Origin of the sequence: Bacillus sp. DE0042 (assembly GCF_007680225.1) — a bacterium.
Classification (GTDB): domain Bacteria; phylum Bacillota; class Bacilli; order Bacillales; family Bacillaceae_G; genus Bacillus_A; species Bacillus_A wiedmannii.
On record NZ_VEJP01000003.1, the window covers coordinates 328,228 to 343,152 of the forward strand.

Genomic DNA, 14,925 nt, shown 5'->3' on the forward strand with positions numbered 1-14,925 from the left:
TCCAACTATTCTAATGCGAATATTCCTCGTTTTTAACAATAAATTCTCTCATATCTCCTATAAGATAGATTATTCATTTATCGCATGGCATACTCCTTAAAGAGAAAAGATAGAAAGGATTTAATGATACATGGTATTTAGCAATTTGTTTTTCTTATGCCTTTTTTATCTGCAATTCTTTTCGTGTACTACTCAGTACGGAAAGAATTACAAAACATAGTTCTTCTATTATTTAGTTTATTATTTTATGCTTGGAGAGAACTAATATATGTCTTCCTAATGCTTTTTTCTATTTTCATCAACTATTGGTTCGAAATATGGCTTAATAAAGACCGACTGTCTAGTACAAATAGAAAAGTTATTCTGACTATAGCAATCGTTGTCAATACTGCTATACTCGGATATTTTAAATACGCTAATTTCTTAGTAGATAATATAAATGGCATTTTTCATACAAACATTGTACTAGAAAAAATCCCCTTACCAATTGGGATTTCATTTTTCACTTTCTATGCAATGAGTTATATTATTGACATTTATAAGAAAAAAGTAGAAGCTCAGCGAAATCTATTTGACCTTGCACTATACTTTACTATTTTCCCACAATTAGTAGCAGGACCCATTGTTCGATATAATACAATCGCTTTTCAATTACATGTTAGAACAGTTACTGCTGATAAGTTTTCAGAAGGAATTCGTCATTTTATCATTGGATTAGGAAAGAAGGTTTTAATTGCGAATCAATTAGAAGCTATTGCCGATGAAATATTTGCGATGGATCCAGCAACAATGAGCGTATCTACCGCTTGGATTGGTGCAAACGCTTACGCATTACAAATTTTTTTCGATTTTTCAGGTTACAGTGATATGGCAATTGGATTAGGAAAAATGTTCGGATTTGATTTCTTAGAAAATTTCAATTACCCATATATTTTAAAATCCATCTCTGAATTTTGGCGTCGTTGGCACATTTCACTTCGTTCTTGGTTCCGTGATTATGTTTATATTCCATTAAGTGGGAATCTCGTATCCACTTGGAAAATCTATCGTAATCTCTTCATTGTATGGGCGTTAACCGGATTTTGGCATGGAGCTAGTGGACATTTATGATTTGGGGTATTTATTACGGATGTTTAATTGCTTTAGAAAAGGCTAGTTTCGAAAGATTATTACAAAAATTATGTTGGCCGATTCAACACGTATACGTTATGTTTTTAGTAATTATTGGTTGGGTGTTCTTCCACGCTGATAATTTTAGCTACTGTTCTAAATTTTTACTAGCAATGTTCGGATTAAATGGATCGTTGACTGACATTACGAGTTATTTCTATGTGATGAATTATTGGGGAATCTTTATACTTGCTATTATTACATCAGCTCCATTTTTCTCTTGGATCAAGAATCAATTAGCAAATAAAAAGGTAGTCATTTTATCTCCACTTTATTACTTGAGTGTCTTAATCATAACTATGATGTATTTAACGAATGCAACTTACAATCCATTTATTTACTTCCGCTTCTAAAGGAGGGCTAACTATGGAAAATTTCACTAAAGGAATTTACTCATGAACAATTAGAAGATCTATACTTTAAGACCGATCATCATTGGAATATGAAAGGTGCATTTTATGCATACGAGCAAACAATGAAGCACATTGCTAATGAATCTAAAATATTTAAAGGTAATGCTGTTAATCGAGATGATTATAAAATAACTACAGAAAAACCGAATGAACAATTTATCGGTAGTTGGAATAAACAACTGTATAATTTAATAGAAACACCTGAAACAATCCCATATGTACAATTAAAGCAAAACCCAAATATGTGGGATAATTATACTGTATATCTCGGTCCAAAATCAGAAGAATCGATGAAAATGCCGATGAAGGAATTCTTTGCAGTGGACAAAAATAAGCTTTCACCAGACTATAGTTCCGTTTACCAAACAGACTATGCACAGATAAATATTTTAAATCCAGATGCAAAAACCAAACTACATGCTGTCATTATTAAAGATTCTTATGCAGATGCAACTTATCCTTTATTTGCACAAGAGTTTGAACAAACAACATTTATTGATCCACGATTTGCGGCAAGCAAAAATGTAAAACAAGAACTCAAAAAACTAAATGCTGATATCGTGTTATTCCTTTATAATGACACTAGTACAAATAAAGAAATGTATCAATTTGAAAATAAAGAATAAAAAAAGAGGTGAATCAAAAAAATTCACCTCTTTTTTTCTATGCATATAACGCATGAAAAAAACGTCTTCTAAATTTAGAAGACGTTTTTTTATAATTATTTTACAATGTGAATTGGCATTCCAAGAGCAACTTCAGCTGCTTCCATTGTGATCTCACCTAATGTTGGGTGAGCGTGGATTGTTTGAGCGATATCTTCTGCTGTCATTCCAGCTTCGATAGCTAAACCAATCTCAGAGATAATATCAGAAGCGCCTGCACCTGCAACTTGAGCACCTACAAGAAGACCATCTTCTTTACGTGTTACAAGTTGTAGGAAACCGTCAGTGCTGTTTAATGATAATGCACGACCGTTAGCAGCGAATGGGAACTTAGATACAGCTACTGTCATTCCTGCTTCTTCAGCTTGTTTCTTAGTGTAACCAACAGATGCTAATTCTGGATCAGTGAAGCATACTGCAGGAATTCCGATGTAATCGATTGCTGATGCATGGCCACTAATTGCTTCAACAGCTACTTTACCTTCGTAAGAAGCTTTGTGAGCTAATGGTGGTCCAGGAACGATATCACCGATTGCATAGATGTTTGGTACGTTTGTACGACATTGCTCATCGATTTCGATGATGCCGCGGTCAGTCATTTTAACTCCAACTTGCTCAAGACCGATTTCTTGAGTGTTTGGACGACGACCTACAGTTACTAATACGTAATCTGCTTCTACAGTTTGGATTTCACCTTTAACTTCAAAGCTAACTTTTACGCCAGTTTCTGTTTCTTCAACGCCTTTAGCCATAGCTTTTGTATGGATATTTACGTTACCTTTCTTTTGAAGAGCACGTTTAACAACAGAGCTCATAGCTTTTTCGAAACCAGCTAAGATTTCGTCGCCAGCTTCTACTACAGTAACTTCTGTACCGAAGTTAGCATATGCAGTTCCTAATTCCATACCGATGTAACCGCCGCCGATTACAACAAGTTTTTTAGGAATTTCAGGTAAGCTTAAAGCACCTGTAGAGTTGATAACACGTTTAGAGTATTTGAATCCTGGAATTTCGATTGGTGTAGAACCAGTTGCAAGAACAGCATTTTTAAACGTATACGTTTGTGCTGCATCTTCAGTCATTACGCGTAATGTGTTAGCATCTACGAAGTAAGCTTCACCGCGAATGATTTCAACTTTGTTACCTTTAAGAAGGCCTTCAACACCGCCAGTTAATTTCTTAACTACGCCGTTTTTCCATTCTTGAACTTTTGTAAAGTCAACTTTCACGTTCTCTGCAGTAATACCCATGTCATCAGAATGCATTGCATTCTCATAACGATGACCTGCATTGATTAACGCTTTTGAAGGAATACATCCAACGTTTAAGCATACGCCACCAAGGTTAGCTTTTTCGATAATTGCTACCTTTTGACCTAATTGTGCTGCACGAATTGCCGCAACGTATCCACCAGGACCTGCACCAACAACGACTGTATCTAATTCAATTGGGAAATCTCCTACTACCATTGTTATTACGCCTCCATTACTAATAATTGTGGGTCATTCAATAGACGTTTAATTTGGTTTAATGCTTTTTGAGCAGTTGCGCCGTCAATTAAACGATGGTCAAAGCTTAGAGATAATGCTAATACTGGAGCTGCAACGATTTCACCGTTTTTCACAACTGGCTTCTCAGCGATACGGCCGATACCAAGGATTGCTACTTCTGGGTGATTGATAACTGGAGTGAACCATTGTCCACCTGCAGAACCAATGTTTGTAATTGTGCAAGAAGCACCTTTCATTTCAGCCGGAGCTAAACGACCATCACGTGCTTTACCAGCAAGATCATTGATCTCGTTAGAAATAGTGAAGATAGACTTGCGATCTGTATCTTTAACAACTGGTACTAATAGACCTTTGTCTGTATCAGCTGCGATACCGATGTTGAAGTAATGTTTATGAACTACTTCTTGAGAAGCATCATCTAAAGAAGTGTTTAACATTGGGTATTCACGTAATGCAGATGTTAAAGCTTTAACAACGTATGGAAGGTAAGTTAATTTAATACCTTTGTCAGCTGCAACAGCTTTGAACTTCTTACGGTGAGCAACAAGTTCTGTTACATCTACTTCATCCATTAATGTTACGTGAGGAGCTGTATGCTTAGAGTTAACCATTGCTTTAGCAATCGCTTTACGGATACCACTCATTTTCTCACGAGTTTCTGGATATTCACCAGCTGGGATTGGTTGTGCTTTTGGTGCTTCTTCTTTCGCTGCTGCTGGAGTAGCTTCTACTGCTGCTGGAGCCTCAGTTGCTGCTACTGCTTGTCCACCATTTGCAAATGCATCGATGTCAGCTTTTACGATACGGCCGTTCTTACCAGAACCAGCTACTTTATGAATGTCTACGCCGTTTTCACGAGCATATTTACGAACAGATGGCATAGCGATTACGCGCTCATTTACTACTTCTGCAGTTGCTGCTGGAGTAGCTTCCGCTGCTGGAGCTTCTACTGCTGCTTCTTCAGCTTTTGGAGCTGCATCATGATCGTCACCTTTAAATTTAAGGTTTTCGTATCCAGGAGCATCAAATTTAATTAATGTATCTCCTACAATTGCAACTGTTCCTTCTTCTACAAGTACTTCAAGTACTTTACCTTTAACAGGAGAAGGGATTTCTACTACTGCTTTATCATTTTGTACTTCAAGAAGTACATCGTCTTCGTTTACTTCATCGCCTGGTTTAATAAACCATTTTACGATTTCACCTTCGTGGATACCTTCACCGATATCTGGTAGTTTAAATTCAAATGCCACGGAATTCAGCCCCCTGATTCATTTCATTATTATGGAATATGTACAAAAGAAACCAGCATGTGCTGATTTCTTTTGCACATGAAAAGCTAAAAATTAGAAGTTCATTACTTTGTTAACAGCTTCAACAATATCTTTATGGTTTGGTAACCATACGCTCTCAGCTTGAGAGAATGGGAATACTGTATCAGCAGCTGCAACACGTACAACTGGAGCTTCTAAGTTTAAGATTGCACGGTCGTTAATTTCCGCTACAACGTTAGCTGCAATACCAGCTTGTTTTTGTGCTTCTTGAACTACAACTACGCGGCCTGTTTTTTCAACAGAAGCGATGATTGTTTCGATATCTAATGGTTGAACTGTACGTAAGTCAACTACCTCTAAAGAGATACCTTCTTTTTCAAGTTCTTCAGCAGCTTTTAATGCAGCATGAACCATAGCACCGTAAGCGATAACAGATACATCTGTACCTTCACGTTTAATATCAGCTTTACCTAAATCAATTGTGTAATCGCCTTCTGGTACATCTTGACGGAATGAACGGTACAATTTCATATGCTCTAAGTAGATAACTGGATCGTTGTCACGAATCGCAGAGATTAAAAGACCTTTTGCATCGTATGGAGTAGATGGAATAACAACTTTTAGACCAGGTTGTTGAGCCACTAATCCTTCTAAGCTATCAGCATGTAGTTCAGGAGTATGAACACCGCCACCGAATGGAGAACGAATTGTTACTGGAGCAGTCCAACGTCCACCAGAACGGTAACGCATACGAGCTAATTGACCAGAAACTGAATCCATTACTTCATAAATGAAACCGAAGAATTGGATTTCTGGAACTGGACGGAAGCCTTCTAATGCAAGTCCAACTGCAAGTCCACCAATACCAGACTCTGCAAGTGGAGTATCCATTACACGATCTTCACCGAATTCAGCTTGTAAACCTTCAGTAGCACGGAATACACCGCCGTTTACACCAACGTCTTCACCAAACACAAGTACGTTAGGGTCATTTTTCATTTCAACGCGTAAAGCATCAGTGATTGCTTGAATCATTGTCATTTGAGCCATGGCTTACTTCGACTCCTTTTCTTTGTAAATTTCATATTGTTCAGCTAAGTTGTAAGGCATTTTTTCGTACATGATTTCCATTAAATCAGTAACTTTTTGTTTTGGAGCTTGGTCAGCCTTAGCAATTGCTTGTTTGATATCTTCTTTTGCTTCTTCGATTACTTTCTCTTCAACTTCTTGAGACCATAGGCCTTTGTTTTCTAAGAATGCACGGAAGCGTACGATTGGATCTTTTTGTTCCCATTCGTTCTCGATATCTTTTGTACGGTAACGAGTTGGGTCATCACCAGCCATTGTATGTGGACCGTAACGGAATGTTAAAGTCTCGATTAAAGTAGGGCCTTCGCCGTTTACTGCACGCTCACGAGCGAAAGCAGTTGCTGCGTATACAGCTAATGGATCCATACCGTCTACTTGAATTCCGTAAATACCTGCTGCTACTGCTTTTTGTGCTACAGTTTTAGCTGCAGATTGCTTTTCTACTGGAGTAGAGATTGCATAACGGTTGTTTTGTACAACGAAGATTGCTGGAGCTTTGAATGCACCCGCAAAGTTCATACCTTCGTAGAAGTCACCTTGTGAAGCACCACCGTCACCAGTGTAAGTAATTGCAACAGATTTTTTACCACGTAGTTTCATACCTAACGCAACACCAGCAGTTTGGATGATTTGCGCACCGATAATGATTTGTGGAGCAAGTGCATTTACATTCTCAGGCATTTGGTTACCCATGAAATGTCCACGAGAGAATAAGAATGCTTGGTATAATGGTAAACCGTGCCATACTAATTGTGGCACATCACGATATCCTGGTAAGATGAAATCTTCTGCTTCAAGTGCGAAATGACTTGCTAATTGAGAAGCCTCTTGTCCAGCTGTTGGTGCGTAGAAACCTAAACGTCCTTGACGGTTTAAAGAAATAGAACGTTGATCTAGTACGCGAGTATACACCATACGGCGCATTAATTCTTTTAATTGATCATCAGATAATTCAGGCATAGCTGCTTCATTCACAACTTCGCCTTTTTCATTTAAAATTTGTAATGTCTCAAATTGAGCTGCGATAGCTTTCATTTGCTCATCAACATTAAATAGGGTCTTTTTTGTTTTAGTACCCATTCCGTTCACCTCTTCCTCTCTTGAACCATATTCTGAAACGCTTTCACTATCTATTAGCTAGACTGAAAACGCAACAATGTAAACCAACAAATTTATCTGTCGGTTGAGAATAATTTTGTGTACCTAACAATCTGTACTAATGTTTTTTCAGAAACATATTAATACAATCTTGATCACGTTTTTTAGTTTACAACTATTCTAATTACGATGTCAATTACTTTGGTTACGTTTTTTTATAAATAATCTGCAGGTTTCTTCTACACAAACGTGTTTTTATTTTTCACATCTGTATTAGTAAGCATTAACCTACTGTTATATTATTCCCTTTTTAACTTATTTTTTCTCTTAGAATAATATGTAAACGATTTAATTCTCTTTAGTTTTTCTCTCTTCTTAGCAAAAATATACAAACTCTTCTTCCTTTTATAGGTAATTACCCATACATTTCTACTCTTCCCTCCATACATTATAGTAACCGCAGTGTTAGCGGGAAATGATAAAGGAGGTCATCTCATGTACGGATACTCATATTGCTATCCAACTTGTTCAAATCCTTCCTACGGTTATGGCGGTTCTTGTGGCGGGTCTGGACGCGGCTTTGCCTTAATCGTTGTGTTGTTTATTCTTTTAATTATCGTTGGTGCTGCTTGCATTCGCTAATGTAAAATGAAACAACTATGGAAAGAAACAGACGGCTTTGCCGTCTTTTCTTTTTATTACATACATAAATATTCTATAGTAAAACACTTTCCAAAGTGCTTCCCTACTTGTCGATGACTTTTTCCACCTCCTTTGGTAGACTAAAGAAGAAAGGAGAGATTACATATGCTTACAATGAAAGATGTAATTCGCGAAGGAGATTCTATTTTGCGAAACGTTGCAGAAGAGGTATCAATGCCAGCGAGCGAAGAAGATACAACTGCCCTTAAAGAAATGATTGAATTTGTAATAAATAGCCAAGATCCTGAAATGGCTGAAAAATATAGTTTGCGCCCTGGAATCGGATTAGCGGCTCCACAAATCGGTATTTCGAAGAAAATGATTGCGGTTCATGTAACTGATACGGACGGTACGTTATATAGTCATGCATTATTCAACCCAAAAATCATTAGTCATTCTGTTGAACGTACATATTTACAAAGCGGGGAAGGCTGTCTATCAGTAGACCGCGAAGTACCTGGTTATGTCCCTCGTTACACAAGAATTACAGTGAAAGCAACATCTATCAACGGCGAAGAAGTAAAATTACGTTTAAAAGGTTTACCAGCAATCGTATTTCAACATGAGATTGACCATTTAAATGGTGTTATGTTCTATGACCACATTAATAAAGAAAATCCATTTGCTGCTCCTGACGATTCAAAACCTTTAGAGCGATAATAAAAAAAGGCGGAAGTTAATCTTCCGCCTTTTTTATATGAAATGGGTTCCATATTCACTTATAGCAATCCAGCCCATTTTAATCCATGATATATGCCGTCTTCACTAACATCCTTTGTCACGTGATTTGCAAGTTTTTTCAAGTCTTCATGACCATTACCCATCACAATACCTGTCCCAACTGCTTCGATCATTTCTAAATCATTTAAGCCATCTCCAAATGCATACACTTGTTCACGGTTAAATCCTAATTTTTCAATGAATTTCTCAATTCCTTTTGCCTTCGAACCACCATTCGGAATAATATCCATTGAATATGCATGCCAGCGAATAAAATGAAAGTCTGGGTAATGATTAATAAACTTTTCTTCTTCATTCACTTCACAGAAAAGAAGTGTTTGATAAATATTACGTTTCTCATAGAAATCAGGTTCATATGCCGGATGCTCAAAATTTAAGCTTCCAAAACCTTCTTTCACATAATCATGATATTCCACTGATGCTCTCATTTCTTGATGATCAAGATATACAAGTGGATATCCTTCTTGTTTTGCAAACTGAGTAAACTTATGTAAGGCAGCTGGATGTAACGGGTTATTAAATATTACCTCATCCTCAAATACAACGTACTGTCCATTAAAGCTAACATAATTATGTATATTGAGTTCCTCACGAATATCTTCAAACATAAATGGCGCACGTCCTGTCGCAATTGCTACATGCACACCTTTCTCTTGTAAATGTCTTACTGCATCTCGTGTAGATTGCGGAATCTTCTTATCATGATCTAATAATGTTCCATCAATATCAAAAAAGACAATTTTATCATTCATTTGTCAAAATCCTTTCTGTTACTCTATATTCCTATTTTGATTATCGCTTTTCAAATTCTAAAAAAAAGTATAACATATTAAACATCTGTGAAGAAAGCGTTCACTTTCTGACCTTATTTATGAAACCTGCATATATATATTAGTAAAAAATGTGGATACTTGTTCGTATGAATTTTCTTTTCTATTCTTTATCATACTATACCTATAACTAACGGCTACTAATCGTTACTATAGAATAACTTTCCCTGTATGAGAAAGGACAAGATTCAACGTTCACTTTTGTCTTCTTTCTTATATCAGAGACGGAGTTTTCACTAGTAATATGCATGTTTTAAATAAGGAAAGGAAGGAGTAATCATGCTGAAGAAGCTGAAGAAAAAGCTCAAGCGTTATTTAAAAGATCTAGTCCGTAAAAAGACAATCGCTTAAATTGTGCCCATTTCGGGCTTTTTCTTCATTCTCATTCGAAAAAACATGAAAATCGTGACTGTTTGCTTTATAATAAGTAACAGATAATGCAAAACATAGACAAGGAGAGGTTTTCCAAATGATTTTTAAAGTATTTTATCAAGTAAAATTGACTGAGGTTCCAGTACGTGAAAATACAAAAGTTTTATATTTAGAGGCTACGTCTGAAAAGGATGTTCGTAAGAAATTAAATAAGTTCGCATATAATATCGAGTTCGTTCAGTCTGTTACTGGTGCTCATCTTGAATATGAAAAAGAAAACGCTGATTTAATATTAGCGGAAATCGTATAGTCATATGAAATTTCTAAAGAATGATCAAGCTGCCGTTTTTGCTTTAGGTGGACTTGGTGAAATCGGTAAAAATACATATGCTGTTCAATTTCAAGATGAAATTATTATTATTGATGCTGGAATTAAATTTCCAGAAGACGAACTCCTCGGAATCGATTATGTAATACCAGATTACACTTATTTTGTGCGAAACGAAGATAAAATTAAAGGATTATTCATTACTCATGGTCACGAAGATCATATCGGTGGAATTCCTTACTTATTACGTCAAGTAAACATCCCGATTTATGGCGGAAAATTAGCAATTGCACTAATCAAAAACAAATTAGAAGAGCACGGATTACTTCGTAAAGCAAAACTTTATGAAATTCAAGAAGATGATGTTATTAAATTTAAAAAGACATCTGTTTCCTTCTTCCGTACAACTCACAGTATCCCAGATTCATACGGAGTTGTTGTGAAAACACCTCAAGGACAAGTTGTTCATACTGGCGATTTCAAATTTGATTTCACACCAGTCGGTGAACCAGCGGACTTAACAAAAATGGCTGAAATCGGAAAAGACGGCGTACTTTGTCTCTTATCTGACAGTACAAACAGTGAAGTTCCAAACTTTACAATGTCTGAGCGCCGTGTTGGTGATAGTATTCAAGATATTTTCCGCAAAGTAGAAGGTCGTATTATCTTTGCAACCTTTGCATCAAATATCCATCGTCTACAACAAGTTGTTGAAGCGGCTGTTGAAAACAATCGTAAAGTGGCTGTGTTCGGTCGCAGTATGGAAGCGGCGATTGAAATCGGACAAAACCTTGGTTATATTCGCTGTCCGAAGGATACATTCATAGATACAGCTCAACTAAACCGCCTACCTGCTAATAAAGTTGTTATTTTATGTACAGGTAGTCAAGGTGAGCCAATGGCAGCACTTTCACGTATTGCTAATGGTACTCATCGTCAAATTCAAATCATTCCTGGCGACACAGTTGTTTTCTCTTCTTCACCAATCCCTGGTAATACAATTAGTGTAAGCCGTACAATTAACATGTTGTATCGTGCTGGTGCTGATGTAATCCACGGAAAACTGTCAAACATTCATACGAGTGGACACGGTGGACAAGAAGAACAAAAACTAATGCTTCGTCTAATTAAACCGAAGTATTTCATGCCAATTCATGGTGAATACCGCATGCAACGTATGCATATGAAGTTAGCAAACGATTGTGGTATTCCAGAAGAAAACTGTTTCATCATGGATAATGGAGATGTTCTTGCTCTTCGTTCTGATGAAGCAAGCGTAGCTGGTAAAATACCATCTGGGTCTGTCTATATTGACGGAAATGGTATTGGAGATATCGGTAATATTGTATTACGCGATCGTCGTATTCTTTCTGAAGAAGGACTTGTTATTGTAGTTGTAAGCATTGATATGAAAGAGTTTAAAGTTGCAGCAGGACCTGATATTATCTCACGTGGTTTCGTGTATATGCGCGAAAGTAGTGATTTAATTAATGATGCTCAAACATTAATTACAACTCATTTAGAAAAAGTAATGGAGCGTAAAACAACACAATGGTCTGAAATTAAAAATGAAATTACAGACACATTAGCACCATTCCTATATGAGAAAACGAAACGTCGCCCAATGATTTTACCAATCATTATGGAAATATAAGAAAAAGGACAATACCTTCATGGTATTGTCCTTTTCTCTTATCTTAAAAAGTGTTTAAAACGATCTACTTCATCGTCATGACCAATTACAATTAATATATCTCCCGCTTGAATATTTTCCGTAGCTCGAGGAGATACAATAACTTCTTTACCACGTTTAATCGCTACAATATTCAATCCAAACTTCGCACGAATATCTAATTCGATTAAAGAATGACCATCAATTTTTTTATTTGCAATAATCTCTACAATACTATGCTCATCTGAAAGCTCAAGATAGTCTAATACATTACTTGATGCAATATTATTAGCAATCCTTTTTCCCATATCACGCTCGGGGTGCACAATGTGATCTGCCCCTATTTTACTTAACACTTTTTCATGGTAATCATTTTGAGCTTTTACAGTAATATTTTTTACACCTAACTCTTTTAAAATTAATGTTGTTAAAATACTTGAATTTAAATTGTCTCCAATAGCAACGACTACATGATCAAAATTACGAATACCAAGACTTTTTAATACCATCTCATCTGTTGAATCTGCAATTACCGCATGTGAAGCTATATTTGCAAACTCATTAATTTTATCCTCATCTGAATCAATTGCCATTACTTCCATACCTAATTGAGCGAGTTCTCGGCAAATGCTTCCACCAAAACGTCCAAGCCCAATGACAGCAAATTCTTTCTCTTTTTCACCCACAGGAATTCCTCCAATAACATCGAATACTATGTATTTTTATTGTAACATACTTTAGATTTGCTACAAAAACCTGTATATCATTCTTATTTTTGTTTTTGCATATAAAAATACTGTTGTAAATAAAATGCGATACTGAAAATTAACATACCAAATACAAATATATTTCCAAATGAACTAAATGTTTCAAAAACGAATAATAACGTTTCTTGTCCGAAGAAAGCAAATAATAGTTGTGTAAATGCGAATAGCAATGCCAATATATAATGATGTTGATGGAATAAATAATGTGTTGCACCTAAAAAAGCGATAAACGAAATAATGAAAATCCACCAATTTTCTAAAAACAGTTGCCAATTAGTAAATTGATATCCATTTACTAATATCGCAATAATTCCTATAACAGCCATCGTTGGCACACTCCAAAATAATGCTCGCCCTCTAAAGAAGCGCGTTCCTTTAACATCACCTTTTTCATGTGCAATGTATGTGAGTACTACCGTACTTATGTACAAAACTGAAAGAATTGTTAAAACGATAATAAGCCAAAAATGTAATTGATAATACTCATGCTCTATGTTTGTCACGATAGCCGCTAACATACACGGGATTAACATTCCAGTCCAACCATCTACTTTTCTTTCATTCCAAAACACTGTGTTACCAATCCGTATCCCTAACAACATAAAAATAATGATACCTAGTACAAATAATGTCGTTTTATTCCCTACCAAACTCGTCGAGAAAGCAATTAATCCAATAAATAAAAAGAGCACAAACCCATTCATAATTTCTAATACAGGTGATAAATACCTTTTCACCCATTTATATGTTTCTTCATATTCGTGATTATCTACTAAACGGTAGGCATAAAAACTTATCCCAAAATACACCGCCGCAATAATAACATACGCATATAAGACGAAACACAACATTGCACTGCTAATTTGCACGTAATTCCCCACCCTTTTTTCTATGTTTCACCTTGATTTTACACACTTTCTACACGAAATGTAAACATATATAAGCTAGTTAACTAATCATCTTCTTAATAAGCGATAATGAATAATGAGCAGCGGCTCAAAACCGCTGCTCATTACTTTATCCATTTGTATGCCAATGTGTATCCAAAACAAATATGAAAGATGTTTTCGTCTTGGAACTAACAAGTACCCACTGTAAGTTTTTGCAAAGTTGGCGAGCGAGTTTACTTTCTAGTTCCTTTCCACTTTACATATTGATCTAAAAATGCGATAGCTTTCTCAATAACCTCTTCATCTGGTTTTAATTTCGCATGGTGTAAACCATATTCTGAATTTACCCCAAGCCAAAACATAAATCCAGGAATCTCTTGAAGCATATAACCAAAATCTTCCCCTGTCATTGCCTCAGTACATGTAATTACCTTCATATCGGTTTGTTCACTTACAAACTGCATAAACTCTCTCGTTAATACTTCATGGTTATATACTTGATGATACATCGCTCCATAGTCAATAACAGCTTCACATTGGAAGGAAGCTTCTATACCTGCAACAATTGCCTCAATCCTACTTTTAACACGCCTCATTGATTCCACTGATAACGTTCGGATCGTTCCTTCTAACCGAGACTTTTCTGCTATGATATTTTGAACTGTACCACCTGTTATTTTTCCGATTGTAATCACTGCACTATCAAGAGGATTCACATTACGACTAATAACGGATTGAAGTTGTGTAACAAGGTGACTTGCTGCTACAATCATATCATTTGCAGTATGCGGGTAGGCTGCATGTCCACCTTTCCCTTTCAAATCAACATATAACTCTGATGTATTTGCAAATAATAGCCCCTCTTTTGTGGCAATTGTTCCTACAGCGTATTCAGGTGCAATATGAAGACCAAGAATTATATTCGGCTTCCATTCTTTTAACTCTTCACTCTCTAACATAGGAAGAGCCCCTCCTGGCCCTTCTTCAGCTGGTTGGAATAGAAACACAAGGTCATCATCTATTCTTTCTGTTACAGCTGCTGTTAGAAGGCCTAAACCGATTGTTGTATGCAAATCGTGTCCACATGCATGCATCATTCCTTCATGAATAGAAGCAAACTCATATCCAGTTTCTTCGGTAATTGGTAAACCGTCTATATCTGCGCGATAACCGATAATTTTTTTTGGATTTTTTCCATTTACTTTAACAATGACACCCGTTTTCCATACTTTCACTTCCACATATTCATTCGAAAGCGTTCCTATGTAATCTAAAATATACTGTTGTGTTTTCCACTCTTTAAATCCAATTTCCGGTATTTTGTGTAAATCTCTACGAATTTGAACGAATTTGCTTACTGCCATTTTTGCACCTCTATCTATAAAAAGCGCAAGAGCCTGTTA

12 protein-coding genes and 2 pseudogenes are annotated in these 14,925 nt (G+C 36.2%); 6 read left to right on the plus strand and 8 right to left on the minus strand.

The window, feature by feature from the left end:
* The first annotated feature begins 130 nt into the window (after positions 1–130).
* Together FS802_RS15665 and FS802_RS15670 are read left to right on the plus strand one after the other, a co-directional pair.
* Positions 131–1,523: pseudogene (locus tag FS802_RS15665) on the plus strand (MBOAT family O-acyltransferase).
* Positions 1,524–1,552: 29 nt separating this feature from the next.
* A pseudogene (locus FS802_RS15670) lies at positions 1,553–2,209 on the plus strand (DHHW family protein); the annotation flags it as partial.
* 95 nt (positions 2,210–2,304) lie between these two features.
* Here the strand turns inward: FS802_RS15670 and lpdA are convergent.
* From lpdA to pdhA, 4 genes are all read right to left on the minus strand, one after another.
* On the minus strand, positions 2,305–3,717 hold the full coding sequence (lpdA, locus tag FS802_RS15675; protein ID WP_061678278.1) for a dihydrolipoyl dehydrogenase: 1,413 nt from the start codon (positions 3,715–3,717) through the stop codon (positions 2,305–2,307).
* Positions 3,718–3,722: 5 nt separating this feature from the next.
* The gene (pdhC, locus tag FS802_RS15680; RefSeq protein ID WP_000863412.1) at positions 3,723–5,012 is read right to left on the minus strand and encodes a pyruvate dehydrogenase complex dihydrolipoyllysine-residue acetyltransferase; all 1,290 of its coding nucleotides are present in this window, start codon (positions 5,010–5,012) and stop codon (positions 3,723–3,725) included.
* A gap of 93 nt (positions 5,013–5,105) precedes the next feature.
* Positions 5,106–6,083, minus strand: a complete 978-nt coding sequence (pdhB, locus tag FS802_RS15685) for a pyruvate dehydrogenase complex E1 component subunit beta (protein ID WP_000068162.1) — start codon at positions 6,081–6,083, stop codon at positions 5,106–5,108.
* A gap of 3 nt (positions 6,084–6,086) precedes the next feature.
* Positions 6,087–7,202, minus strand: a complete 1,116-nt coding sequence (pdhA, locus tag FS802_RS15690) for a pyruvate dehydrogenase E1 component subunit alpha (protein WP_000536893.1) — start codon at positions 7,200–7,202, stop codon at positions 6,087–6,089.
* A 513-nt stretch (positions 7,203–7,715) separates the two neighbouring features.
* On the opposite strand from pdhA, the gene FS802_RS15695 reads away from it, so the two are divergent.
* Positions 7,716–7,862, plus strand: a complete 147-nt coding sequence (locus FS802_RS15695; RefSeq protein WP_000274561.1) for a YjcZ family sporulation protein — start codon at positions 7,716–7,718, stop codon at positions 7,860–7,862.
* A 165-nt stretch (positions 7,863–8,027) separates the two neighbouring features.
* On the plus strand, positions 8,028–8,582 hold the full coding sequence (gene def / locus FS802_RS15700; RefSeq protein ID WP_000957060.1) for a peptide deformylase: 555 nt from the start codon (positions 8,028–8,030) through the stop codon (positions 8,580–8,582).
* A 59-nt stretch (positions 8,583–8,641) separates the two neighbouring features.
* Here def and FS802_RS15705 read toward each other — a convergent pair whose 3' ends face one another.
* A complete protein-coding gene (locus FS802_RS15705) occupies positions 8,642–9,415 on the minus strand; it encodes a Cof-type HAD-IIB family hydrolase (RefSeq protein ID WP_000998280.1) in 774 nt (257 codons plus the stop codon).
* Positions 9,416–9,962: 547 nt separating this feature from the next.
* Between FS802_RS15705 and FS802_RS15715 the strand changes: the two genes are divergently transcribed.
* Complete coding sequence (locus FS802_RS15715) at positions 9,963–10,175, plus strand: DNA-dependent RNA polymerase subunit epsilon (protein WP_048546139.1); 213 nt, start codon at positions 9,963–9,965, stop codon at positions 10,173–10,175.
* Positions 10,176–10,179: 4 nt separating this feature from the next.
* A complete protein-coding gene (gene rnjA / locus FS802_RS15720; RefSeq protein ID WP_000670370.1) occupies positions 10,180–11,847 on the plus strand; it encodes a ribonuclease J1 in 1,668 nt (555 codons plus the stop codon).
* Positions 11,848–11,885: 38 nt separating this feature from the next.
* On the opposite strand, the gene FS802_RS15725 is transcribed toward rnjA, so the two are convergent.
* The 3 genes from FS802_RS15725 to FS802_RS15735 all read right to left on the minus strand — a co-directional run bounded on the left by FS802_RS15725 (position 11,886) and on the right by FS802_RS15735 (position 14,886).
* Entirely contained in the window at positions 11,886–12,551 is a 666-nt protein-coding gene (locus FS802_RS15725) for a potassium channel family protein (RefSeq protein ID WP_000504032.1), read from the minus strand.
* Positions 12,552–12,634: 83 nt separating this feature from the next.
* The gene (locus FS802_RS15730; protein WP_001167334.1) at positions 12,635–13,501 is read right to left on the minus strand and encodes a hypothetical protein; all 867 of its coding nucleotides are present in this window, start codon (positions 13,499–13,501) and stop codon (positions 12,635–12,637) included.
* Between the two features lie 254 nt (positions 13,502–13,755).
* Entirely contained in the window at positions 13,756–14,886 is a 1,131-nt protein-coding gene (locus FS802_RS15735) for an N-acetyldiaminopimelate deacetylase (RefSeq protein WP_000301172.1), read from the minus strand.
* Between the last annotated feature and the right edge of the window lie 39 nt (positions 14,887–14,925).